This is a genomic window from Legionella maioricensis (genome assembly GCF_023618015.1).
In the GTDB taxonomy this organism is placed as follows: domain Bacteria; phylum Pseudomonadota; class Gammaproteobacteria; order Legionellales; family Legionellaceae; genus Legionella; species Legionella maioricensis.
This window is the reverse complement of record NZ_JAJKBJ010000008.1, coordinates 79,319-103,339: the sequence shown is the minus strand read 5'-3', so window position 1 is coordinate 103,339 and position 24,021 is coordinate 79,319. Positions and strand designations below refer to the sequence as shown.

Sequence of the window (24,021 nt, the reverse complement as noted above, 5' to 3'; positions counted from 1 at the left end):
GTTATGCAAAAACTATTTTGGGATAATCCCTATCAATGCCAATTAATGACTAAGGTGGTGTCGGTAAATGAGAATCGACTACTTTTTGCAGAGGCTATTGGTTTTTCGTTTTCCGGTGGTCAAGAAAGTGATACAGTTCTCGTGAATGGCCTGATGGTCACTCATTCTGAAATAGAAAATCACTTGATTTATTATACGTTACCTTCGGGGCATGGACTTTCTGAAGGAGATGTTGTCCTTATGGAAATCGATTTTGTTCGTCGTTACAAATTGATGCGTCTTCATTTTGCTGCTGAATTAATCTTAGAGCTTGTTCAAAGAATGCTTCCCATTGAAAAAATAGGTGCGCATATTGCTGAACATAAGGCTAGAATCGACTTTAGCTATCAGCACAATATCTCGGATATTTTTGACTCTCTTTTGTTTGAATACAATCAAATTATTGCAAAAGATATGCTTATTCGCACTGGGTTTTCTGATGAGAAGAGTCAAAGACGTTATTGGGAGATTGAAGGATTTTGTAAGGTTTCTTGTGGTGGAACACATGTACAATCAACCGCGGAAGTTGGATTCATTGCCCTAAAAAGGGTTAATATTGGCAGCGGAAAAGAACGCATAGAAATAAAGCTCCTTGATCCCAACTTAGGTTTAAAAGATGAAAGCAAGCTCCATAAATGAACACAGAATTCTTGATTCTAATCTTCTTGATAAAATCACCTATATATTAAATAAGAGATTTGATGCAGAGGTTAAGATAATTTCCACTCAGTTTTTAAGTGAGCCTGAACGGAGAAATTGCATAGTAAGACTCTTTTTATCAAGCCAAACGAAAGAAATCCCTGAAAGTATTATTTTAAAACAATCTTTACGAGAAGACACCGATGCTAATGATGAGGAAGCTTATGCACGATTTGCAAGGGATTGGGCAGGTCTTGAATTTGCCTCTGAGATTAAGCAAAACAAGCATAATGTCCCAAAGTTTTTTGGTGGAAGTAAAGAGTATCGATTTATTCTGATTGAAGATTTAGGAGTTCAGCATGTTAGTTTAGTCGATTCACTTACTGTAGCTGATCGCAAAAAAGCTATTGCTGCATTGACCCGTTTTATGAAAGCCTTGGGAAGTTTTCATGCAGCAAGTTTTGGAAATACCGGGCTTTATGAACAAATTTTGCAAATGATTCATCCTGAGGCGGAAACGGTTGATGATGAGCTTAATTTCGCATTGAATGATTTATTACCGAAACTGGGATTGGCAAATAAAAATTTAGGCTTAACTTTAACTCATGAATGCATTGAAGAAGCGAAATCTTTAATTGAATATGTAATAAAGCCCGGATCTTTTACTGTTCTGACTCATGGGGACATTTGTCCTGATAATGTATTTGATCATGCAGAAACTAAAGATTTGCAGCTTATTGATTTTGAATGGTGTGTTGTGCGTAATGCTTTGTTAGATGGGACTTATTTGCGAATGAGTATGCCAACGTGCTGGTGTGCTAAAGCCATTCCTACGGATGTTATTGAGCATATGGAACAAATCTATAGGGAGGAACTCAAACAAACGATTTCAGAAGCAACTGATGATAAACAATACAATCAAGCTTATACCTATGCCTGCGGTTTTTGGCTTTTACAACAAACGATACCTTTTATTAATTCAACTTGGGAAAAAGATAGGATTGGACCTTCAGGTCCTGTACCGAAGGATTCTTTATGGAATGAAGAAGATAACTGGGTTAGACCTAGGGTTTTATCGAGGTTGCAAGCATTTATAGATAGTAGCAATGCTTATCAACATTTACCCTACTTACGAGCGATGGCTCAAGCCATGTTAGCTGAATTAAAACGTTGTTGGCCTGAAACATCTTTTCTCAAATTTTATACTGCATTTGAACAAGAATAATAAAAGAATATTTAATTATTCGATAAATGAGTGCTTAAGAAGGCACGCCTAGACAAGACGGAATAATTCATTTTTATTGACAGATTCCGGAAACAGCATCAGGAGTAAAGCCACTCGATGAGTGGCATCATGGAATGATGCAAATGGTGCTTACACCATTATTTGGTAAAAAACTCATTGGATAACAGGTTTTGAATTTGACTATTGACCCTAACATAGTGTCATGCCCTATTCTCAATCTTGGGAGGAGACATGATGACAAAATGGCATATAAAAGAAATCAGTGAGTTAACTCAGACATCGGTTCGCATGTTGCGGCATTATGACAAAATAGGTTTGTTACAACCCTCTTATCTTGAGCCCAATGGTTACCGCTGTTACACCGAGCCGGATTTGGCAAAGTTACAGCAGATTATTGCTTTGAAGTATTTTGGTTTTTCATTAAGCAAAATAAAGGATATTCTGCAAAAACATTCCAACGTTTATGCTCACCTGCAAGCACAACACCAAGTAATCAGAAAGCAAAGTGAAGATTTACTGAAAGTGAATCAAGTGCTTGAAGAAATTCTAAAAAGCCGTTCTGCATCAATGTTTCCTAATTGGCAAGATTTGTTGTTACTCATAGAGGGGTATAAAATGACAGAAAATCTACGAGATAAATTGAAAAAAACGTGGGCTGGAAAACAATTAACTGTTTCTCAATTTGAAGACTACTTGTTTCTTTACGAGCAATTTCCTGAAGAATTTGCACTTAGAGATTCTATTATTGAGGAAATGAACCAACAAAAGGTAGGTGATCCTGAAGGACCAGATGGTGAGCGAATTGCTGCTGTTATGGAAGATTTATCAAAAAAAATGAAGAAATTTTTTACTGAGCAAGTCAAATTGGGAGCCAGTCTTTTGGAAAGCATACAATCTGGGAGACTAACCCAATTGGAAATCACCCCGGAAGGTGCTTATTGGTTGTCGCGTGCGATGATGGCCTATTCATTGAAGCGTTGGAATAATCTGTACAACCAAATCATCGATAACATGAACTCTCCACCTGAAGGAGAGCATGGGAAAAGGCTTGCTCAAGAATGGAAAGACTTAATCGATAATTATTTAGCTGCAGGAAATAGAGATTACTTAATCGGTATTTTATTATGGCAAGAAATTTCGCGACAAGAGCATGAAGTAAAAGCCTTAAAAACAATGCCGCCTCCTCAGGAGATGATAAAGCCATGGCATATTAAATTACTGTTCAATGCAGAAGCATCAGCTTGGATAAGTAAAGCACTAGAAACACATCAATGATGGTTTTTAACTCGCCAGACTTTTTTGAGTTTGGCGAAAATTAATGAAATAGTGAGAATTATGAGATTATTTATTTATCTGATTGGGATTCTGTTTACCGCATATGTTTTTAATCGGTTCTGTTTATGGTTAGAACAGAAAGGATGGTTGTATTATCGTTATAAAAAGCCACAAAAAGGAATTATTGGTTCTGCATTGCAAGAATTGAATGCCCAACTTCTGCCAAATCACCGTCACGTCGTTGTTGCAAAAGAAGAAAAAGTACAAAGTAAAAAATGCGAAAAAGATTTACCGATTGATGGTAATGTCGAAATGACTGATCAAATAAAATAGATCAACCTGGAAATCAGGTGATTTTAGCGAAAAAAAAGGAAACAGATTACATGCGTTGCTCACCTCAAGAAACAATTCAAAAGTTAATTCATGAACGTTACTCAGAAGCACGTGCTGTTTTTTGGGCCGGTTCGGTTTCTCAAGGGGAAGAAACCCAAGTCTCAGATTTAGATCTCGTAATCGTCTATGAAAAATTAATCAGAGTTTATCGTGAAGCCTTTGTTTATGAAGGTTGGCCTATTGATGCTTTTGTACACGACAGAGAATCCATTCGTTATTTTTTTGAAGAATCGAGAATAAATTCCGGTATTTCAGGAACCATTCAAATGATTTTGTCGGGAAAAGATATGATGCCAGCTAGCGATTTTTCAAACGGGATTAGAGAGGAGGCCCATCTTTACTTAAAGCGCGGACCTCTTTCTTGGGATAAAAATCAAATTGATAAAGAGCGTTTTTTAATTACGGATGTCTTAGAAGATATTTTATCTCCTAAGTCTTATGAAGAACAAATTGCCTCAGCCTCATGGCTTTTTGAAGCATTGTCTCAATTTTATTTTAGAGCTCAAAATAAATGGTGCGCCAATGGTAAATCAATCATTCGCTATTTGCATCAAGAAAATCCCAATTTAGCCAGGGAGTTTTCTGAAAGTTTTAATCGAGTTTATAAGGAAGGTGATTCAACTCATTTAAAAAAGTTGGTTGAAAAAATACTACAACCTTATGGAGGTATTCTTTGGAGCGGTTATCATTCCGATGCACCAGAAGATGCAAAAATACCAGAGCTTATAATTTTAGCCAAGAACAATGACTATGAGATTTGTTTCGAAGAACGAACCAACCAAGAAATCACTGCCATTTTATCTGACGGCTTAAAGATCTACAATGAAGAAATGATTGGTGCTTACAATCATACTCCCTTTACCATCTACATAAAATCTATCGACAAAAGGACCGTTTTAGCAGGTTGTTATGGGGATGTCACTCGAGCCAATTGCTATGTCGATTGCATTTGGGTTCATCCGGATTTTAGACAAAAAGGATTAGGACGAAATCTCATGGAAAAACTGGAAATTTTTGCAAAACAAAAGAATTGCCAAGTGATTACCATTGAGACGGCCGAATTTCAGGCAAGATCTTTTTATGAACAGCTTGGGTATTTTGTCATATCCATGACAGAGCATAATTGTTTTTTGGATTTCAACGTTTATTTGATGAGAAAATCGCTATGAAACAAGAACACCAATTGATTTATGAGCTAGAAATTTCTCTATTAAGGTCGGAAACGAGAAAATCTATTGCGCAACTGAAACTATTGATTGCTGATGAATTTATCGAGTATGGGGCCTCTGGCTCAATTTACAATAAGAACGACCTACTTGATTCTCTTCCAGAAGAAGAGCAACGAAGCTATATGGTTAATGATTTTTCAGTTTTAGAGGTGTCGCCTGAAGTCATGTTGGCAACTTATAAGGTTACTGTTGCCTCAAAAAGTTCTTTACGTTCTTCGCTCTGGCAATACAAACACAATCGTTGGCAAATGGTGTTTCATCAAGGAACGCCTTGCCACGAGTGCGAGGAATAATCCATTTTTACAGGTATTATGATGATAACAATAGCCTACCTAAAACAATATTCAGACTGTATTCCAAAGCTTGCTAAGATTTGGCATGAAGTTTTAGGTAAAATCTGGATGCCAGAGATCGGAATTGAAGAAATTGAATCTTTGTATTACGAAGAGCTGAACCAAGAGATGCCTTTTACTTACATTGCGCTATACGATGAAATTCCTGTAGGTTCTTGTACTTTGCAATTAAACGAAGATATTCGACCAGATTTAGGGCCGTGGATTGGTGATTTGGTGGTTGATCCAAAATATCAAAAACAGGGGATCGGAAAAATATTAGTTGATGCCGCAGTCGAGAAAGCAAAAGAACTTGGCTTTGAAAAACTGTACTTGTTTGCTCTTGATCCTACCATACCTGAGTATTATAGGCGCCTTGGGTGGAAAAAAATCGGTATGGATGAATTTAAATCTCATCCTGTAACGGTGATGGAGATCAGTTTATGAAGATAAAAAGGGTAATGCAAGAAGACTGGGAACTATGGAAATCATTTCGATTAGAAGCGCTAAAGAATTCACCTGAAAGCTTTGGCTCTTCTTATGAAGAGGAAGTGCTTATGTCCGATGCTGATTTTCAACATGGATTAAGTAAAGGATATGTATTGGGTGTCTTTGTTGACGATTTATTGGTGTCTTGTGTTGGATTCTATACGCTTATTTCACTTAAAACCAAACACCGAGGTGTACTTTGGGGTATGTATACTCGTCTTGAATACAGAGGAAAAGGTATTGCAACAGCATTAATTCAAACCCTGATACAGCATGCAAGGACCTGCGTCACTCAATTGCACCTAACCTGTGTAGTAAGTAATTTTGTGGCCTGCGCTTTTTATCAAAAGCAAGGATTTCGAATTTATGGTACCGAACCTAAAGCACTTAAAATTAATGGTACCTTCTATGACGAATATTTAATGGTATTGGATTTCAATGAGGAACCCATGAAAAAACTGGAAACTTATCAGAGCCTTTGTACTGAAGTATATGATTTAAGTAAACCTAATGCACCACAAGATGAATACTCATTCTATCGAAGCTATGCCGCAGAGGCTAAAGGCTTGATTTTAGAGCCTATGTGCGGCACAGGTCGATTTTTACTGCCTTTGGCTGAAGAAGGATTTGATGTTCATGGCTTTGACGCAAGTCAGCCAATGCTAGAACGACTGCATGCAAAAGCAAAGAGCAAAAATCTTAAGCCAAAAGCCTGGCATGGTTTTATTGAAGATTTAAAGCAAACCGATAAATATTCTTTAATTTTTATACCCAGCGGTTCATTTGGTCTCATCACAGAAAAGATTGATATTCAAAAAGCCTTAAAAACCATTTATGAACATATGGAAGATAAAGGACTTTTTGTATTTGAAGTAGAAACACTTCATGCGGTTCCTAATGAATTAGGTATATGGAGAGGCACAAGATGGCCAAAAGAAGATGGCACAATCATCCTACTCAGCCAATTAGTTATGCTCGATGAGGAGATTTGTTACTCTATAGGTAAATATGAACTGATTGATAACAACCGTATAATTCAAACAGAGGTTGAGGAATACAAAATTCGAATTTATCAAGACACTTCTTTCTTGCTCAATTTGCTCAATGAGGTTGGTTTTAGCAATGTACGAACGGTTAAAGCATTTGACCGAAGCGCATCGCCTAATGAAACAGACGAAAGTATTGTTTTTGAGTGCAGAAAATAATTGAGGTAATAAATGAATATTCTATGTCCAGAACCACTGCAAAGAGGAGATATCGTGGGGCTTATTTCTCCCTCGAGTCCTATTACGGAAAAAGCAATAGAAGTAGGAGTTCATTTATTAAAGTCGAATGGATTTAATGTAAAGTATGCAAAGCATATGTTTGGATCAGAACGATTTTTAGCTGGTAAAGACCGTGACCGTGCACAAGATGTGATGGATTTCTTTATAGACTCAGAAGTGAAAGCAATTATTGCAACCCGAGGAGGACAAGGTTCGCAACGACTTTTACCTTTCTTAGATTATGAATTGATTAAGAAAAACCCAAAACCATTATTCGGGTTTAGTGATACTACAGCGTTGCAATTAGGCCTATTTAAAAACACTGGCTTAGTAAGTTATACAGGGTTTACTTTGACCATTCATTTAAGTACCCAAGTTAAAAAAACATTATTTTCTTCTTTGTTAGGCCAAGAGTACACAATTCGCAAAGGAATAAAGGTTCATGGAGGCGTTAGCCGAGGTACTCTTCTTGGTGGCAATTTAACCCTTATGACTAATTTAATGGGCACGCCTTACATGCCTACTTTTAAAGGAAGTATTTTGTTGGTAGAAGATGTTGGCGTCGAGCCCTATAATATTGATGGCATGTTCTCACAATTAGATTTAGCAGGAGTTTTTGATGAAGTTTCCGGCGTTATTTTTGGTACATTTGAACAATGTAAAAGTAAGAAGTCGAATCAGAGCGATGGTACGGTAGAAGATGTAATCAATGAATGGGCTTCTAAATTAAAAGTCCCTTGTATTAAAGAGTTTTCCTATGGACATGGTAAGCAAAATTGCATTCTTCCAATTGGCAAAGTAGTTACTTTAGATGCAGATACTACTTGCGTTACGATTCAAAATTAAAAATGAAGAAATAACCACTTGATAAAACTGATGAGAGCATTGGTTTAATAGAGGCATAAATGAATACACAAGAAATACCCAAAGAATATCAACACACTTCACCAGCAGGAGCTGAGGTTCGATTGCTGATGAATAATCATTTAGGTGGAATGGCTCACTGTACTTTGAAGGCAGGCACAATTTCCAAAGCAGTTCGTCATAAAACTGTATCTGAATTTTGGCATGTCCTTTCTGGGGAAGGAACTATTTGGCGTAAGTTGAACGATGAAGAGAGCATTACCCCTTTAACTGCTGGAGTCAGCATCGATATTCCCTTGGGAACACATTTTCAATATCGAAGTGATGCAGCAGATTTGGTGTTTATTTGCGTTACTATGCCACCTTGGTCAGGCAGTGATGAGGCAAGTTATGTGGAGCATGGTGCCTGGCCTCCTACAGTGGAATAAATGAGATGACTTTAAAATTATCGTTTTTAGAAAATCCAAACCCTGATGATGTTCAAATATTAACAAATGGAATTAAGGAGTACGCCAAACAACAAAGAGGATTCGAATCCTTAGATTTCTTTGCATGCTTTATTCGTGATGCAGATAATAGCATTATTGGTGGTTGTAGTGGTGGAACCCTCTATGGAGGTCTTCATATCGATAATCTTTGGGTGAGTGAGTCCATCAGACATCAAGGATGGGGAACAAAGCTCATGCAAGCGGCATTGAGGTATGGCAATGAAAAAGATTGTGCTTTTGCAACAGTTAATACTATGGATTGGGAAGCAATAGAATTTTATAAAAAATTAGGATTTGAACTTGAGTTTGAACGGCATGGGTTTCAGAAAAACTCTATATTCTATTTTTTGCGGAAAGAATTTCAGGCAACAAGAGAAATCGGACTCTTAAATGGTGATTCAGTCTCGAGCTTAAGTCAAAAACCAAAACTGCCTGTATCAGAATCTTCGGTGAGAGAAGAGGTTGTCTCAATAAACAATGCGCCTCATTTTAAGTGGGGACAAAATTGTGATGCATGGTGGTTAAAAAATGATGGTCAGTTTAACGTTCTTTATGAAACGATGCCCTCAGGCAGTTTTGAGGTAAAACATTATCATCAGGAAACAGAACAATTTTTTTATTGTTTGCAAGGACAATTGGTTATTGAGTTTGAAGACTATGAACAGATGTTACAGGAACAGGAAGGAATAAGTATTAAAGCAGGGATAACCCATAAAGTGAAAAATAGTTCTGGAAATTTGGTTTCTTTTTTGGTGATTTCATCTCCTAATCTATCCGGGGATAGAGTTAATCTGGAGGCATAAAGTGCCTTCTGAACTGATTATCCGCAAAGCATTAATTGATGATGCTCAACATCTTCACCCTTTAATGGAGCAATTGGGTTATCCGCAATCGTCTAAGGAGTTGCAAAGACGACTAGAGCTATTTACTAGTGAACTGCATTACGGTGTCCTTCTTGCGGAAATTGCTGGAAAAGTTGTTGGTTGGATTGCTTGGTCTAAGAGTTATCTTTTTGTTTCCGAAATAACAAGATTTCATATTGAAGGCCTTGTGGTCGACCAAGGATATCGTAATCAAGGAATAGGTAAAAAGCTTATGATTACTGTTGAGGAATTTGCCAGAAAGTTTAGTCCCTGTATCATTGATTTGACATCTGGACTTAGGCGAGCGAAAGAGGGCTCCCATGATTTTTACAAATCGCTTGGATATCAGAATGAAGGTCATATGGCGAAACTGTATTTAAGGAAAATGCTGTGAACATCAAAGAATTACACTCTGCTTTAAAAGTTGAGACAGCAACATTAGATGATTATCCTACCATCCAAAACATGGCACGATTTTATGTATATGAACTCTCGCGTGACTGTGGTTTTATTTCAGATGATTGGGCTTTGCCTTCCGATGGCCTGTATGAAAGCTTCGATTTTAAAAAATACTTTGAAGAGCCGACAAGAAAAGCCTTTCTGATTAAAGTTGGTAATGAATTAGCTGGTTTTGCTCTATTAAATCACGAAGGAGTTTACCCTTATACTGCATGGAATATGGGCGAGTTTTTTATTACTGCTAAGTTTCAAGGCAAAGGTTTAGGTTATTTAGTTTCCTCTGAATTATGGAAAATGCATCCAGGCTTATGGGAGGTTTCTGTGATTCCAGAAAATAAGCGAGGGCTTAGTTTTTGGCGCAAAACTATTTCAAAAATTACAATGGGCAATTTCCAGGAAGAAATTAAAACAATCAATTATGATCCGCATCAACCACAACGAGTTATTTTTCGTTTTGATAGTACAGCACATGAATGCAGCAAGCCTTTAGAAAGCAAGAAAGAATATCAAATCCAATTTGTTGATGAACTTGATGAAGCTACGGAAAAACGAATGACAAATGGATTTATTGCCTATGAGGCTCAGCATGGTATTGACGTCAATTATCGACGTTTTTCAGTGACCATTTCTTCTGCCCATGGAGAAATTTTTGGTGCGCTTAATGCCTTTACTGCGTTTGCAGAAATTTATGTGGATGATATTTGGGTAGACAGTGCTTATCGTGGTAAAGGATATGGCAAACAGTTATTACTTGCTCTTGAACATCACTTCAAAGGTCAGGGCTTTAATAATATCAATTTGGTGACCAGTGCTTTTCAAGCTCCAGAGTTTTATAAAAAGTGCGGTTTTATGCCGGAATTTACGAGAATCAATAAAAAAAATCCCAAGTTAAGCAAAACATTTTTTGTTAAATTTTTTAATGAAGAGTCAGAGACACAAGGCATTCTTAAGGCGGCTCATAGTGAATAGAAGTCAACTAGAAACAATCTGTAAAAAATTAAAGATGAACCAACCTTTTGACTTGCCTCAAAGAGTCTATGGCGGTCTTTTACATAAAATGTGGTATCTGAAGTGCAATGGCTCGCAGTTTGCTGTAAAACAACTCAATAGCAGCATCCAATTGACTGAAGAAGTTAAATCCCAATATGAATTGACAGAACAGATAGCTTTCCAATTTTCCCAGCGTACTATTCCCGCAGTTCATGCTCTAAAATTAGAAAATAATTACTTAATCCTTTCAGAAGATGAGGCCTTTCTTGTTTATCCTTGGATAACAGCAAAAGCATTGGATAAAGACGCTATATCTGAGATGCATGCGCTTAAAATAGCCACTCTTTTGGCTGAAATTCATCCTATTAATCTTAATGTTCCCCAGCTAAGTGCTCAAGAATTTGATATTCATCCCAATGAAAAAATTAGTGTGTTAATAGACCAGTCAGCAAGCAAAAATTTGGTGTTTAAGGAGCAATTAAAAAGTAATCAACGAGTTATAATTGAGCTTAACGATATCTATCAAAAAACAATACCTATTCTACAAAGTAGTAGTGTAGTAAGCCATGGTGATTTGGATCAAAAAAATGTTTTATGGGATAAAAATGATACTCCATTTCTCATTGATTGGGAGTCTGCGCGAAAACTTAATCCCACTTATGAAATAGTCAATTGTGCTCTTGATTGGAGTGGAATTACTACTCCGCTGTTTAATAAAACTTTATTTATAAAAATGCTAAATACATATGCGTCTTCTGGAATAACAATAAATCAGGATCATTTGGAAGCTGCTTTTTATGGTGTTCTTGGCAATTGGATCAATTGGCTAGTATATAATATAAACCGTTCTTTTAGTTCTGATAAAGAGCAGCAGGGCATTGGTATTGAGCAGGTGCTTCAGGTTTTATCTACTATTATTCAAGTCAAGGCAAGTATTCCAGAATTAATTCAATTAGTAACACATGAATTAGGAATAACCTTTTAACTTTCGCCAACTTTGATTACCATACCGCACGAACGTAACTTAAGTTTCAAGGAATGCTTCATGACGAACATCAACAATAATAAAGCTGCATTAGTGACCGGAGCCAGCCATGGAATTGGTCTTGAACTTGCTAAAATTCTTTTAGGTGACGGCTGGGTTGTCTATGGAACAGGGCGGGATGTAAGCAGCTTAGAGGATACTAAAGCGCTATATTCTCGTTTTGTTCCCATTCAATCGGATTTTACTCGCAATAGTGATATCGAACAGGTTGCTAAAATTATTAATGATTCTGGAATACCGCTTCATCTTTTAGTTCAAAATGCAGGAATGAAAAGTCCTCCACGTCCGTTGACCGAATACGATTGTGACAGTATTGACGAAGTTTTTCAGGTTAATTTATTAGCTCCAATGAAACTTACAGCACTACTTGCCGCGCAGATGCCTGAGAAGTCTCGGATTTTATTTGTTACATCAAGAGCAGCGACTCTGAAACTTAAAGAAAGCTCAACATACTGTGCCAGCAAAGCGGGTTTGGATGAAGTAACTGCTATTGTGAGAAAAGAGCTAGCAGAGAAAAATATTGGTGTGTCTTGTGTTATTCCAGGGGAGGTGGATACAAGAATTCAAAAAATTTTAAGAGAAACAACTTCATTTCATTTACATAAAATGTTTGATGAGGCTTATCAGTCCGGTCAATTAATAAGCCCGGAAACTTGCGCGGAATTCCTTAAATGGTTTCTTTGCGACTTATCTTTTGATGAATTTAAACAAAGCAATATGCCTGTTTCCATCTATGAAGAATGGCATCATCCATTTTGGCTTAAAGATAGGAATAAGTTACCTCCTTTTCCTTTCTAATTTGTTTATGAACTTTTACGAGCATTTCCAATAAAAGTTTAACTTTGGAGAATAGATGCTTCGTTTGTTCTGTTCTTTTTTCAAGGCATATTTTCTTATGGGGGATATGCTCTCCTCTCTACAATTGCTTCCTAAAATAGATCCGATCATGCCCTTCTAAATAATTTTTAATTGTGCCTAAATGCTGATAGCCTTGTTTTAAATAAAATCTTTCTGCCTGAAAAGAAAAAGTATCTAATGTCGATGCTGGAATTCCTCGTGTAATTGCTTCGGCTTCAACGCTGTGCAATAGTTCAGCACCGATACCAAGACCACGGTATTCCTCCTTAACCCAGAGGACATCAACATATATTGAGCTTTTATGAGCGTACACAATAGCTCCGCCAATAATAATACCCTCGTTATCTTTCACATAGATTGAGTAACGCTCTGGTTTGGTTCCTGTAAAAGGAGCATTAAAATTTACTATCCCATCACGAATAATTTTATCTTGCTGTTCTAGTAGCTTAGCGTCTATAACAAGCTCTAGTTGGTAATTCATTTGCGCTTGATTCATGAGTTACATCTTCTATTAGTTTGAATACAATAAATCATTGACAACTTCCATAGTAATTTCGGGTAGTTTTTGCGTTTGATCAATACACTCTTGAATGGTTATAACCGCTTTTCTAATTTCATTGGGTAACATCTCAGATGGGGCATTTTCGCCTGGCCAAGAAGCATCTCGAGTAGCTTTATCAGGCCAACGAGAATAGGCAAGCCACATACCATCGTTAGTTTTATGCAGGCAAGAACCTAATGCACCGCGATATTGCACAAAATAGGAAGCGACCTGATGCCAGGCCTTTTGATACTCCATCTCAAGCTCAGGCTTAATAAAAGCTCGGTAAATAACAGCAAAACATTTTTTTGAAAGCAACTTAAATTGTTTGAGTGCTTCTTCAGGCGTTATATCCTGGGCACCCAAAACTCCCTCCGCTTTGAATATGTTTATACCTTTGGGAATTGAAAATTGGGACGTAAAATACATCTGATCAAGACCTATTCCAAAAGCACAATGCTCATAGCCTAGGACACGAAAGTAATTAATTGGCCGCTGGTTTTCATTAGCTAAGACATAGTTTCTGAATTTTGGATTATAAAATCCATAAGTCATGTAGTAATGAATACCTTGGCTTTCAAGATGTTGAATGATTTGCACCAAATTCTGGTGCAGTTTTTCAGGCGAATAAAGTTCAATATACATCCCAGCTTTTTCAAGCGTCGAATGTTCATTCTCTGGATAAGGAGGATTCAGTGCCACAAAATCACCAGGTGTCGCAATCGAAATCACGTCCATAAAATCACCACTTCTGAATGAAACTTGATTCGCATTAAGAAGGTTAGATACTCGGTCAATCTCACTCAAGAACATTTCTAGGGACAAATTCGCATGCTCAAGAAATCGATTAGCATTTTTTCCTTCAAAGAGTTCACCTTCGCGATAGATAATATTCAATTCCTTATCATAAAAAAGGATTCCGCCCCATGAATGATTAATGATGAAAGGGAGCAGTAACGCTTTTTCTTCATCAGTTGTTTGGTTGTAATTCCCAATCACTTCAAGGAAAAAATCTTTCTTCGATAGGGAGGCATCATATTTTTCTATTAAGGCAGTATAAGAAGTTTTGACAAGAGCAGGGTTATCTTTAATTAAAAGAAGTGTATTAATCAAAATTTTATTGCTGTCATTGATAATATATTCTTCTGCAACGCCAATCTCCATTGCAGCCAGACTCCAAGAAGCAGAACCTGCAAAAGGCTCAATGGCTTTCTTGTATTTTTGGCCCTTACTATTTGCCAATAATACAGAGAAATGCTCATTCAACCAGCTAGTATCAGGGGACATATGCCCTGTCAAATCTGGAAGAGTAAGGTTCCTATTTCCCAGATAATGGAGCGGTCCCCCATGATTTTGATTTAATTGAATAGAATCTGAGCTCATAATAGCCACTATGTGGTAAATACAACTATAGAGTCGCACATTTTAACATGAAACAAAAAATTCCTTTATTCTTTATTACTAATTAAGTATTGACCCTCACGTTGCGTGATAGCTTAGAATCATCAATTAAGGAGATGATGCTTATGAACTATTATCAAATTAAAGAAATCAGCCAAATGACCTCTCTCTCAATTCGATCATTGCAATACTACGATGAAGTAGGTTTGTTAAAACCAACAAAGCGCTCTGATTCTGGCTATCGTTTGTATTCTGAAGCTGATTTACTCATTTTACAACAAATTATCACTTTAAAATTCCTTGGATTTTCTTTATCTACCATCAAAGAAATCATTGGGAATCCAAACTTTAATCTGGCTGCATCAATGAGCCTTCAAGCACGCGAATTGAGCGAAAAGGCTAATAAAATAAATGAAGCAGCCTCTTTGTTAACTTACATTGCCAGTCAATTGGAAATAAACCAGCCAATCAATTGGCAAAGTAGTGCAAAAATTATTGAAATATTGGAGTTAAATACTATGAGCGATCCTGTATTAAAAAAATATCAAGCAGCTAGTGAATCAGAGTTAGGTAAAAAATCGGACTACGATTCCACCTACAATCCTAATCGGCTCTATCCTATCCCCAGAGCGGGTAAGCGGCAAGAAATTGGCATTGATCCTGCTCATCCGCCTTTTGTGGGTTTTGATTGCTGGAATCATTATGAAGTTTCCTGGCTCAACGAGAAAGGAAAACCGGTGGTCGGGATTGGTGAAATTTTTTATGATTGTAACTCGCCAAAGCTCATCGAATCCAAGTCATTAAAATTATATTTTAATTCATTCAATAACACCAAAATAAAAAGTATTGATGAGTTAGAGAATACGATTAAAAAAGATTTGGAGGCACGTGTTGAATCACCAGTTTTAGTTAAAATTTATTCCTTGGAACAAGCGAGTCAATACGCTGCATCACAAATGTTGACGGGCGAGTGCATTGATCACCTCGATGTCGAGTGCTTTGTCTATTTGGTTGAGCCATCGTTTCTTAGTGTTCAAGATGTGGTGGTGGAAGAACAGTTGTATTCTGACCTTTTAAAATCAAATTGCTTAGTCACCAATCAACCGGATTGGGGAAGTGTGTACATCGCTTACAAAGGAAAAAAGATAGATAGGGAAGGCTTATTAAAATACCTTGTTTCCTATAGAAACCATAATGAATTTCATGAGCAATGCATAGAGCGAATTTTTGTGGATATTATGAATTATTGTAAACCTGAAGTATTAACAGTTTATGGACGTTATACCAGACGTGGAGGATTGGATATTAATCCCTATCGCTCCAGCAAAAATAATACTTTTGATAGAAAAAATATCCGACTCATTCGACAATAAATAATGACTTAATGATCTATCCAAGCTCTTAATTTTCCAGAAAATCGGCCTTGTCGGCGCAATGTTATTAATGCGATTGGGTCGATGCTTTTAATTAGGCGATACTCGCCCAACACCGCATGAATAGACCAACACTGCTGAATAATTGCAATAATTTCAAACAAATGCACAGATGACTCTATCGATAGCCAATTTTTAAAACAAGCTTCCTGCAATTGCCTATATTGACTGGTTGATAATTTTAAAAATTCTGTTACTCGATACAAACAATTAACGAATGAGAAAAAAGGATGAGTAATAACAACTTCCCCTAAATCAATCATCGTGGTTTGATGAGTATGGGGATTCACTAAAATATTTTTACCGTGAAAATCTGCATGGCCAAAAGTATCAGGTACTTTAAAACTGGCTAATTGCTCACAAAAAGTTCTTAATTTACCATCTAAACTTTTTAATTGTTTTAATTCTTCTCGGGTTAATCCATCACCAATCAATAGCTCTTCTTCACATAGTAATTGCTGATAAAGTTTTGGCAATTGCTGCAGGCGCCAATCTGGGACACCTAAATCAAGAAACAAGCTTATTTTATCTGCGGAGTTTATTTGCAGCATTGTGTAATGATGCATCATATCAATTAAAAGATTGGGCTTAACTTCCTGTTTAAAGACCTCATGCAAAGAAATGCCAGCATCTTGCATTAAAAAACAGTGAAGTTCTTGATTATGAGCTATGATTTGCGGAACAGGGGCATTGAATTGTTTCTGCAATAGCTGAATGACATTGGCTTCTAATGACAATGCAGAAGGCACTTTCTTCAAATAGACCAACCCAAGATTTGTTTGAAAACGACACACTTCTGACCAGGCTGTATCGAGAACTATTTCTGGTTTCGTGGTTTCAAGTAGATACCCTGAATCGTTTAAGGTACTAAGAGCCCATTCTATGTGAGAAGTCTTCATAATCATTTCCTATGATCTTCGATCAACTCATGAATCGTGCGCAATGCTTTTTTTGCTTCAAAATTCATCTCGGTTTGTTGGTTAACAAGATACATCATTGCTTTCCATAAAGCCCAAGCACGTCCTCGTGCCCAAGCGTTTGGGTCAAGTGCCAGGGTTTCTAAGAAAATGCTCCGACTTTTTCCTTCAAATAATGTCCAGGCAATAGCAAGATCGCAAGCAGGATCGCCGATGGCAAGTTGGCCAAAATCGATAACTGCACTTAATTTTCCTTGAGAAAGTAACAAATTGCCAACACTGACATCACCATGCACCCAAAGGGGTGGATTCTGCCAAGAAGTTGATAATGCTTTTTCCCAAATTTCTGTTGCAGCACGGAAATCTATAGTGTCCTTCAAATCTTCGATGGCTTTTCGTGTTTCTGAATCATAAACTGCTAAATCACCACCGCGATAAAAACTCTGAGGACCCGCAAGAGGTCCACCCATTGAGTTGATGCTTTGGAGCGCCTTAAGAAATAGAGCTAAATCATGTGCAAACTCAGATAAATCATTAATGGGAGTAGCTGCTGCCGTTTCCCCAGGAAGCCAACGATTAATGGACCACTTCCAAGGATACAGTTCATTGGGTTTTCCCATCGCAAGTGGGGCGGGTATGGGAAGAGGAAGAAGTGGGGCTAATTTGGGTAACCATGTTTGTTCTTTTTCCACTTGCCCTGCGTATTCGGCGCTACTGGGCATGCGAATGAGCATTTCTGTACCTAAATGAAAGGTTCTATTGTCCCAACCGCTATTGTTTACAGTTTGAATAGGTAGCTGACCCCACTGTGGAAATTGTTGCGTAATGAGCTCACGTACTAAGGCTGCAGTAATATTTATTTTGGATTGTGTATTCGTCATTGTTGCACCATAAAATCGATATTCTACTTCATCAAGCAACTTGCCTGACTCACTTGCTTTAATGTATTCATCTTCAATAATGCCACCCATTTTTTCAGCAATTTTCCGGCTAGAGATATTTTGTCTTACAACAGGATATTTTAGATAATCATAAACCATATTAGTTTCAGCCCAGGTTTTTAATAAATTCATCGCTTCAAAACCATAATGAAATCCATGAGCACTTTTCTTTAACCAAATGCCTAATTCAGGTGTCTTTGTATTTGCTTGGTGTAGGCAAGCATATCCTAAAAAATTCTGGTTCTCTTTATTGATGATGACCAATGCGATTTCTGAGCCTGCTTGCATTTTAATTTGCTGTTCAGAAATGTGCTGATTAATTTCCTCTTGTGTTTTCGGAGCACTTGGCCACATGTGCTCTGTAATTTCAGCAGTAAATTCTTTACATAAATCTTCTGCATATTTTAGTGAAACAGGAATTAACTGAAGTCGTTCGGATTGTAAGGTGAGATACAGATAGTTAGGCATAGAATACTTACTCGTAGAAATTGTTATCAATGATTTGTTTGTTATTTTAGCAATGAGTATCTTCTCAAGTGAATGCTTGTAAGAGAAAAACATTGCTATTTTTCCCAAAACTAATTCTTCTGTTAGATTAAAATAATAATCACGTATTCGATACTCACGTAGTTCTACGTATTGATGCATCTTATGGCCTATTTGTATAATTATTATATCATTTGGATTTAGGAGATTAGTAAGAATGAATCAACCTCAACGAATTTTTATTATTGGTCATCATGGTGCTGGTAAAGGATTATTAGCTAAGTCTGTGGCGCAATCTTTAGGGTGGCAATTTGTCGATGCAGATTTAGGGTTAGAATCTCATGTTGGACGACATTTGTCTGAAATACTTGGAAGCCCCGGAAGTGATGTTTTTTATGAGTGTCAGTTTGACATATTAAAGTCCCTTTGCACGCAAGAGCACATTGTCGTAACTACCGATTCCAGTGTTGTTCTAGCTTTAAAAAATTGTCAATTATTGCGAAATGAAATGACTGTATTTTTGGATGTGAGTACTCCGGTTCAAATCGAGCGTACTGCACGCAATCCAGCAAATTTATTGCCTATACCAAGTTTGAGTGATTTTTTTGATCAATTACATGACGAGCGCGATAGTTTATATAAAGAAGTGGCTACACTGACTATTCATGGTGATGATGGCAAATTAGAAGAGCATACGCGTTGTATTGCGAAGGCTATTTTGGGAAATGAAAAAATGCTGCCCAAAAAAACAATTTTGGAGAAAAAAGATTTCACATTATACCATAAAGTATGTCATACGAAAGTTGATTTATCTGAGCAACAAGCCATATACCTTAAGTTGTTGGCTCAAGGAAAAACGGCTAAGGAAATTGCGCGTGAAGCCCATGTTTCTTATAGGACAGTCGAAGGAGTTATTGCTAAATTAATGGATTCGTTAGGATGTTCTTCGAGTAAAGAATTAATTGCTTTATATCATGAACAACCATAAAGCTAAACCTATCTCTTTAAAAAGGCTCTAAAATGGATAGGATGATGTAATGCTAACTCTCCTGGAGTATCTATGCCAAAATATGATTCACCTTATTTACAACATCTTATTGAGGAATTAGCTGTAGCGACTTCTACAGAAGAAAACGATCAAATTTGGCAAAGGGTTGAAACACCCATTATTGAAGATGTTCCAAATCAGCCAGAGCAGTGTTTGGTCACTTTTTTATATAGAGAGGAAAGCGATAAAAAAACAATTTATTTGTGGTCTACATTTACTGGATTACCTTGTTCTTTGCAGAGTCAATTTAAAGCTATTCCAAACACTGATATTAGATACTTAACTTTGATATTGCCGCGCACTTTTCGCTCTTCGTATAACGTACTCATTGTTGATGAAGATACCCCAAAAGAGGAATTCCCAGAACAAGAAAATACTAAAAGCCTCTACCCCGTTCCAACAGGAAAATTCAAAGAATCACAAATGTTATTAATGCACTTATTTAATCAAGGCTGCGTTCAAACTGATCCAAGAAATAAACGGGAAATAACCTATTATATGGATTATGACAATCCCGGCGAATTTTTTGGCAAGGAATCCATTATTGAGCTACCTAATGCACCAACTTTTGTAACTGATTGTTCTTTAGATAAAGCAAAGGAACATCCTGAGCGATGTAAAAAAGAACATCGATTTTTTTCTTTCGAGCTGAACTTCTTGGAAACTCGTTTAAAAAATGTTCCAGGCTATTACGAAAATCCTGAGCAATCGATACGAAAATATTGGGTCTATTTGCCTCCTGATTACGATAAACAGGCAACACCTTACCCTATGATTTTATTTTTAGATGGTAGTGATTATTTAAATCCCATGCCGGCACCGCTTATTTTAGATAAGCTCATTCAAGAGGGAAGTATTCCTCCTTGTGTTGCAGTATTTCTGGAATACTCAAGCATTCATCGTATGCATGAATACAACTGTAATGACGCATTCACCTCATTTTTAGGGCATGATTTTATTCCGATGTTACATGATAAAAACCAATTAAATATCACTCAAGACGCAAGATTAATAACGATTGTTGGGCAAAGTGCCAGTGGCTTAGCTGCTTTTTATGCCGCTTTAACCAAACCAACTGTGTTTGGCAATGCTATTGCTTTATCACCTTCCTTGGAAATGCAAAAATTGACTGATTTAGAACAAAAGATTGAACAACACCATAAAGAAAATCCTAATATGCAATTTATTTTTGATATTGGTACTTATGAAACGATTCCGGTAGACTTAGAATTCGAAGATGGCTCTACTCAATCTATCGCAACATTTGAAGCTAATCGAAGAATTGCTGATTTAATGGAAAAGAAAGGAATGCTTATCCATAAGTCTGAATTTATTGGCGGTCATAATTATGGTTGTTGGTGTGCCAATTTGCCTGTTCATATAAAAACCATTTTTGAACACAGGAAAGTGGCAATCCCATCACAACAAAACAAATCAGTTATAATAAACAAAATTTAACGCTAATGGGTCGAAATGATGCGCGACTGCGAATCTTTACAGCCATTGATTGTACTCATTACGGGTGCATCTGGGGTTGGAAAAACAACATTGCTTAAAGAAATCGAACAGCAATATCCTCAGGAGATCATTTCTTCTCATTTTTTTGATAGCATTGGTGTTCCCAGTTTTGATGACATGATCCAACAATACGGCTCAACCGAAAAATGGCAAGAGGTCACTACAAGATGCTGGATTGAGCGTTTAAGTCAGATTCATGATAAAAAGCTGATTTTCCTAGAGGGGCAATTTAATCCAGAATTTGCTTTAGTACCACTTAGAGAGCAGGGTATAGAAAATTATTTACTGATTTGTTTGCATACGGAGCAAGCCATACGAGAGCATCGGTTGAGTGTACTTCGCAATCAGCCTGAGTTAGCAGATGTCCCTATGAACAATTGGGCTCTATTTCTTAAAAAGAAAACTGTTGAGATGGGTGGCATTATTCTCGATTCTTCGCAGGATAACATCAATACGCTTGCCATGGAACTTATGGAGTTGGTTAGGAAAAAACGGCAGTTCAAGATTGAGTGTAAAGAGATTTCACTTTCTTATCCAGGATTGTCCAATCTCCTTAAACCAAGCGTTGGATGCCCAACACCTGAAAAAATGAAACAGGTACTTCTATCTTATACTCAACTTGGCCAGTATCTTATAGGGGCGTTTTTAAAAAATGACTTGGTTGGTGTGATTGGTCTTCATTTAGAGGAGAGTTTTGCCATAATCAGACATATTTCGGTAATTGAAGCATATAGAAACCAAGGAATAGGTAAGAACATGCTGATATATGTACTCAATCATTTTCCAATACAAACGCTTCGCGCTGAAACAGACGATGAGGCTTACGGTTTTTATCAGCAATGTGGATTTCGATGTGAGGCATTTATAAATAAGCACGGTAAACGTTACACCTGCTATTTAGACAAACAATCTTAGAGGGCTAGAGATGCGCCGTGGAGAATTAAATTATTCTGATGAACAGCTGATGGATTTTTTATATCAAGGCTACCAGATTATGGCCTCAGAGCTCCATTTTGTTGAGGTGGGGTCTTTTTATGGATTTGTTATTTCGACGAATACGACTAAAAAATATTTTCTAAAAGTTTATCCTGAAGGCCAATCGCTGGTTCCAATCCATCCTACGATTGAATCACTCAACCAGACCGGTATCGCTTTAAATCGATTCAGAAACGAATTTGGTATGAAGAACTTGTCCTATATGATTTCAGATGTTCAGGGCCATTATTGTTTTAGGACCAATGAATTGATTTTGACATTGTTTGACTACATTGAAGGAATTCATCCAGCCTATTCGCCCAATCAGCTTTTGGCCGATAAAATGGCTACTCTTCTATTTCAATTACATCAAATTCCAGTTCATGAGTTCTCATTTTTTGAGACAGAACATTTTGATATCAATTATGCGTTAGGAATAAAGGATTGGATTAACAATTCAGTTGAGGTGATTGAGGAAACGCATGCAGAATCGATGTTGTCCCAACTGGAGTGTTATAAAAAGCAATTGTTACAAGGACTATCTCAATTACAAGAATGGAAAAAGAAGTTCACTCAGCAGCCAGTCCCTTTTGCTCTAACTCATGGTGACCCTCACCACTATAATGTACTACAAACTCCTTTTGATGTTTGGTTGGTTGATTGGGATGGAGTTAAAATTGCACCAATTGAGAGAGACCTTTGGCATTATGAACAGGCTCCATTGACTGAGTTCTATTTAAAACTGAATCCCAACTGTAGCATTAACCATGAATTGTGCCGGTTTTACCAACTTCAACGATTTTTTGGGGATGGACGCTATTATCTTGAACAGGTTTTGACTGGAAAAAATAGAACTGCTCAGCAGTCAGAAGAGGACAAAAATACTTTTTTAACTCATTGGGGATGGTCATACTGCGTGTAGTATTAGAGCATGTAACCTTAGCCAAGAAAATTATATTTCACTCTCCTGGATTTACTTCTTAGGCAACTAAATTCCAGATTATTAATCTGATTGATGTGAGTTAAATAAAATTGAAAAATCGTTTGCTTAAGGTCTGTATCTCCTTTTTGATAACGGGTTACTAAAATCAACAAGGCTAATAATCGCTCTTCATTGATGGGTGAATACAACAATTCTTGTAACAAAGAAAAGGGTAGTAATGATTGATAGCATTTGGCGACTTTTCTTAAATCAGGGACGCTTACACCCATAAATTGGTCATGCTCTGCATAATCTCCTGGTCCCGTTTTATAATAGATTGCTTTTTGCTCCGAATCAGGTTTTTTGAGTAACTCGAGCTCGCTTCTAAGTGTTTTGAGTGACTCCATCATTTCGATTTTATTTAGAGTTGTTGTCATAGTTAATGTCTTATGTTGGTTATTTTATGCCTATGTATACTGCACTTTCATGAGGCTTTTTATAGAGCTCAAAATCAGTGAGGTAGGTTCTTTCGTATATTGATTTTTTATTAAAATAGCTCCAAATAGTTTGCCAGGCATTAATGATTGCTGAGGGATTAGGACCGATTGCTTCAAAAACCAGATAGTTGCCCGCTTTTATAGCGACTCTATCTAAGTTCGTAGCTTTAGATTCATTCACAATTTCTATTCCCGCGGTGACTGTATAGTACCCTGATGAGTCGGACTCATAATGGTGGTATACGCCATAAACCGGCTTTTCTTGTTGTGCTCTGATGTTTGAATCAAAGAATTGTTCCCATAGTTGAGGCAGTCTTGCCGTTTGAGGATTAAACTCTTCTTCATTTTTTGTTCTTACACTCATTCCAGTTACTGTAAATTCTTGAATCTGAGTCAATTGGGGGATAATAACAGTCATACCGTTCTCCAAATAGAAGTTTTAATTAATATAAGCCTGCATGGCATTCGCAATGATGCGTTTGTCCTCTTCAGTGATTTTTAATAATCCAAAACGAAAGGGGTATCCCCAATTCTTGTTATTTTTTGTCAATTCAAGTGATTCAATGAGCGCGTGTATGGGAACATCAAATCCTTTATTGGCCCAAAGTACATTGCGTCGAAATGGAAAAAAACCATTGCCCATATCTACCTGGTAGGGGTCACCAGGTAGAATGATTCCAAGTGCTGTAAATGCTTGCAATTTCTCAATCCCTTTAAAGTGCAGAGTTGGTGAGTAATAGATGATGCAATCACCTGCTTGTATTTTTTTTAGAGGCGCAAGTTTACCGTGGCAAACTTGCATAAAGCCTCCTTCCACTCCAATCCGTACGTGGGACGCGCAGGCGACAGCCAGCCAGTTTTGGTTCAT

At 37.1% G+C, this 24,021-nt stretch carries 27 protein-coding genes and 1 pseudogene; 21 read left to right on the top strand and 7 right to left on the bottom strand.

What is annotated here, in order from left to right; translation table 11 throughout:
- Nucleotides 1-3 precede the first annotated feature (3 nt).
- From LOX96_RS08540 to LOX96_RS08465, 16 genes and pseudogenes are all read left to right on the top strand, one after another.
- The gene (locus LOX96_RS08540) at nt 4-678 is read left to right on the top strand and encodes an alanyl-tRNA editing protein (RefSeq protein WP_058478638.1); all 675 of its coding nucleotides are present in this window, start codon (nt 4-6) and stop codon (nt 676-678) included.
- The gene (locus LOX96_RS08535; protein ID WP_058478637.1) at nt 656-1,903 is read left to right on the top strand and encodes a phosphotransferase; all 1,248 of its coding nucleotides are present in this window, start codon (nt 656-658) and stop codon (nt 1,901-1,903) included. Before LOX96_RS08540 ends, LOX96_RS08535 begins: the two co-directional genes overlap by 23 nt.
- Before the next feature lie 252 nt (nt 1,904-2,155).
- Nucleotides 2,156-3,199: a MerR family transcriptional regulator gene (locus LOX96_RS08530; RefSeq protein ID WP_082650879.1), complete on the top strand. Its 1,044-nt coding sequence runs from the start codon at nt 2,156-2,158 to the stop codon at nt 3,197-3,199.
- A 60-nt stretch (nt 3,200-3,259) separates the two neighbouring features.
- Nucleotides 3,260-3,532: a hypothetical protein gene (locus LOX96_RS08525; RefSeq protein WP_058453040.1), complete on the top strand. Its 273-nt coding sequence runs from the start codon at nt 3,260-3,262 to the stop codon at nt 3,530-3,532.
- Nucleotides 3,533-3,549: 17 nt separating this feature from the next.
- Nucleotides 3,550-4,761: a GNAT family N-acetyltransferase gene (locus LOX96_RS08520; RefSeq protein ID WP_058478635.1), complete on the top strand. Its 1,212-nt coding sequence runs from the start codon at nt 3,550-3,552 to the stop codon at nt 4,759-4,761.
- Nucleotides 4,758-5,114 (top strand): nuclear transport factor 2 family protein, encoded by a 357-nt coding sequence (locus LOX96_RS08515; protein WP_011212577.1) that lies wholly within the window; start codon nt 4,758-4,760, stop codon nt 5,112-5,114. Before LOX96_RS08520 ends, LOX96_RS08515 begins: the two co-directional genes overlap by 4 nt.
- A gap of 21 nt (nt 5,115-5,135) precedes the next feature.
- Entirely contained in the window at nt 5,136-5,600 is a 465-nt protein-coding gene (locus LOX96_RS08510) for a GNAT family N-acetyltransferase (RefSeq protein ID WP_058478634.1), read from the top strand.
- A pseudogene (locus LOX96_RS08505) lies at nt 5,597-6,049 on the top strand (GNAT family N-acetyltransferase); the annotation flags it as partial. The gene LOX96_RS08510 and the pseudogene LOX96_RS08505, both read left to right, overlap by 4 nt.
- A 42-nt stretch (nt 6,050-6,091) precedes the next feature.
- Nucleotides 6,092-6,847 (top strand): class I SAM-dependent DNA methyltransferase, encoded by a 756-nt coding sequence (locus tag LOX96_RS08500; protein ID WP_058478661.1) that lies wholly within the window; start codon nt 6,092-6,094, stop codon nt 6,845-6,847.
- Between the two features lie 12 nt (nt 6,848-6,859).
- On the top strand, nt 6,860-7,753 hold the full coding sequence (locus LOX96_RS08495; RefSeq protein ID WP_058478633.1) for a S66 peptidase family protein: 894 nt from the start codon (nt 6,860-6,862) through the stop codon (nt 7,751-7,753).
- A 59-nt stretch (nt 7,754-7,812) separates the two neighbouring features.
- Nucleotides 7,813-8,199, top strand: a complete 387-nt coding sequence (locus LOX96_RS08490; protein ID WP_058453043.1) for a cupin domain-containing protein — start codon at nt 7,813-7,815, stop codon at nt 8,197-8,199.
- 5 nt (nt 8,200-8,204) lie between these two features.
- Nucleotides 8,205-9,062, top strand: coding sequence for a GNAT family N-acetyltransferase (locus LOX96_RS08485; RefSeq protein ID WP_058478632.1), 858 nt, complete (start codon nt 8,205-8,207; stop codon nt 9,060-9,062).
- Between the two features lies 1 nt (nt 9,063).
- The gene (locus LOX96_RS08480; RefSeq protein ID WP_080443927.1) at nt 9,064-9,516 is read left to right on the top strand and encodes a GNAT family N-acetyltransferase; all 453 of its coding nucleotides are present in this window, start codon (nt 9,064-9,066) and stop codon (nt 9,514-9,516) included.
- Nucleotides 9,513-10,550, top strand: coding sequence for a GNAT family N-acetyltransferase (locus tag LOX96_RS08475; RefSeq protein ID WP_058478631.1), 1,038 nt, complete (start codon nt 9,513-9,515; stop codon nt 10,548-10,550). Before LOX96_RS08480 ends, LOX96_RS08475 begins: the two co-directional genes overlap by 4 nt.
- Nucleotides 10,543-11,556 carry an aminoglycoside phosphotransferase family protein gene (locus LOX96_RS08470; RefSeq protein ID WP_058478630.1) on the top strand — a complete coding sequence of 338 codons (1,014 nt, stop codon included), beginning with the start codon at nt 10,543-10,545 and terminating at the stop codon, nt 11,554-11,556. The genes LOX96_RS08475 and LOX96_RS08470 overlap by 8 nt, the downstream gene beginning before the upstream one ends.
- A gap of 60 nt (nt 11,557-11,616) precedes the next feature.
- The gene (locus tag LOX96_RS08465; protein ID WP_082650877.1) at nt 11,617-12,414 is read left to right on the top strand and encodes an SDR family oxidoreductase; all 798 of its coding nucleotides are present in this window, start codon (nt 11,617-11,619) and stop codon (nt 12,412-12,414) included.
- A 118-nt stretch (nt 12,415-12,532) separates the two neighbouring features.
- Here LOX96_RS08465 and LOX96_RS08460 read toward each other — a convergent pair whose 3' ends face one another.
- Both LOX96_RS08460 and LOX96_RS08455 read right to left on the bottom strand, forming a co-directional pair.
- Nucleotides 12,533-12,970 (bottom strand): GNAT family N-acetyltransferase, encoded by a 438-nt coding sequence (locus tag LOX96_RS08460; protein ID WP_058478629.1) that lies wholly within the window; start codon nt 12,968-12,970, stop codon nt 12,533-12,535.
- A gap of 15 nt (nt 12,971-12,985) precedes the next feature.
- Nucleotides 12,986-14,398, bottom strand: coding sequence for a DNA adenine methylase (locus LOX96_RS08455; protein ID WP_082650876.1), 1,413 nt, complete (start codon nt 14,396-14,398; stop codon nt 12,986-12,988).
- Nucleotides 14,399-14,532: 134 nt separating this feature from the next.
- Here LOX96_RS08455 and queF point away from each other — a divergent pair, with 134 nt between their 5' ends.
- On the top strand, nt 14,533-15,789 hold the full coding sequence (gene queF, locus LOX96_RS08450) for an NADPH-dependent 7-cyano-7-deazaguanine reductase QueF (protein WP_420798094.1): 1,257 nt from the start codon (nt 14,533-14,535) through the stop codon (nt 15,787-15,789).
- Between the two features lie 8 nt (nt 15,790-15,797).
- Here queF and LOX96_RS08445 read toward each other — a convergent pair whose 3' ends face one another.
- Both LOX96_RS08445 and LOX96_RS08440 read right to left on the bottom strand, forming a co-directional pair.
- Nucleotides 15,798-16,748, bottom strand: coding sequence for an aminoglycoside phosphotransferase family protein (locus LOX96_RS08445; RefSeq protein ID WP_129796187.1), 951 nt, complete (start codon nt 16,746-16,748; stop codon nt 15,798-15,800).
- Nucleotides 16,749-16,750: 2 nt separating this feature from the next.
- The gene (locus LOX96_RS08440; protein ID WP_241652494.1) at nt 16,751-18,355 is read right to left on the bottom strand and encodes a GNAT family N-acetyltransferase; all 1,605 of its coding nucleotides are present in this window, start codon (nt 18,353-18,355) and stop codon (nt 16,751-16,753) included.
- A gap of 55 nt (nt 18,356-18,410) precedes the next feature.
- Between LOX96_RS08440 and LOX96_RS08435 the strand changes: the two genes are divergently transcribed.
- The 4 genes from LOX96_RS08435 to LOX96_RS08420 all read left to right on the top strand — a co-directional run bounded on the left by LOX96_RS08435 (nt 18,411) and on the right by LOX96_RS08420 (nt 22,656).
- The gene (locus LOX96_RS08435) at nt 18,411-19,181 is read left to right on the top strand and encodes a shikimate kinase (RefSeq protein ID WP_058478628.1); all 771 of its coding nucleotides are present in this window, start codon (nt 18,411-18,413) and stop codon (nt 19,179-19,181) included.
- Nucleotides 19,182-19,253: 72 nt separating this feature from the next.
- Nucleotides 19,254-20,699: an alpha/beta hydrolase gene (locus LOX96_RS08430; RefSeq protein ID WP_058478627.1), complete on the top strand. Its 1,446-nt coding sequence runs from the start codon at nt 19,254-19,256 to the stop codon at nt 20,697-20,699.
- A gap of 15 nt (nt 20,700-20,714) precedes the next feature.
- Entirely contained in the window at nt 20,715-21,674 is a 960-nt protein-coding gene (locus tag LOX96_RS08425; RefSeq protein WP_058478626.1) for a GNAT family N-acetyltransferase, read from the top strand.
- A gap of 10 nt (nt 21,675-21,684) precedes the next feature.
- Nucleotides 21,685-22,656, top strand: coding sequence for a phosphotransferase (locus LOX96_RS08420; protein WP_058478625.1), 972 nt, complete (start codon nt 21,685-21,687; stop codon nt 22,654-22,656).
- Nucleotides 22,657-22,673: 17 nt separating this feature from the next.
- On the opposite strand, the gene LOX96_RS08415 is transcribed toward LOX96_RS08420, so the two are convergent.
- From LOX96_RS08415 to LOX96_RS08405, 3 genes are read right to left on the bottom strand one after another with little or no spacing between them, the layout of a single operon-like run.
- Nucleotides 22,674-23,093: a DNA alkylation repair protein gene (locus LOX96_RS08415; RefSeq protein WP_238585460.1), complete on the bottom strand. Its 420-nt coding sequence runs from the start codon at nt 23,091-23,093 to the stop codon at nt 22,674-22,676.
- Nucleotides 23,094-23,112: 19 nt separating this feature from the next.
- The gene (locus LOX96_RS08410; RefSeq protein ID WP_010655410.1) at nt 23,113-23,571 is read right to left on the bottom strand and encodes a GyrI-like domain-containing protein; all 459 of its coding nucleotides are present in this window, start codon (nt 23,569-23,571) and stop codon (nt 23,113-23,115) included.
- Nucleotides 23,572-23,592: 21 nt separating this feature from the next.
- Nucleotides 23,593-24,021: an EVE domain-containing protein gene (locus tag LOX96_RS08405; protein ID WP_029489149.1), complete on the bottom strand. Its 429-nt coding sequence runs from the start codon at nt 24,019-24,021 to the stop codon at nt 23,593-23,595.